This is a genomic window from Streptomyces sp. NRRL F-525 (genome assembly GCF_000716605.1).
GTDB lineage: Bacteria > Actinomycetota > Actinomycetes > Streptomycetales > Streptomycetaceae > Streptomyces.
Genome location: NZ_JNXE01000136.1, coordinates 1 through 459, shown reverse-complemented (window position 1 = coordinate 459; position 459 = coordinate 1). Strand labels below are relative to the sequence as shown.

Sequence of the window (459 nt, the reverse complement as noted above, 5' to 3'; positions counted from 1 at the left end):
GTTCGAGGACGGTTACATCGCGGAGAAGTCCGGGCACAGCCGGGGCAGCACGGTGGACCTGACCCTGGTCCGGCTGCCGGGCCTGCCGACCAGGCCGTACCGCCCGGGTGAGCGGCTTGCCCCCTGCTTCGCACCGAAGGACGAGCGGTTCCCCGACAACTCGGTGGACATGGGCACGGGTTACGACTGCTTCGACACCCTCTCGCACACCGACGATGCCCGGATCCAGGGTGCTCAGCGCGCCAACCGGCAGTTCCTGAAGCGCACGTTGACCGAGGTGGGGTTCGTGAACCTGCCGGAGGAGTGGTGGCACTTCACCTTCAAGCCCGAGCTGTTCCCGGACACCTACTTCGACTTCCCGGTGGATCGCAGGTCGGTGGGCAGGCACTGAACGGAACGGGCGACCGGGACCACCCCCGTGGGCTCCGGCCGCCCGTTCTTCATCTCGGACGCGAAAGG

1 protein-coding gene is annotated in these 459 nt (G+C 67.8%); it reads left to right on the top strand.

Going from position 1 to position 459, the window contains the following annotated elements:
• On the top strand, positions 1 to 391 hold a 391-nt coding region (locus OO69_RS48225), incomplete at its 5' end, for a M15 family metallopeptidase (protein ID WP_033287401.1).
• Positions 392 to 459 lie beyond the last annotated feature (68 nt).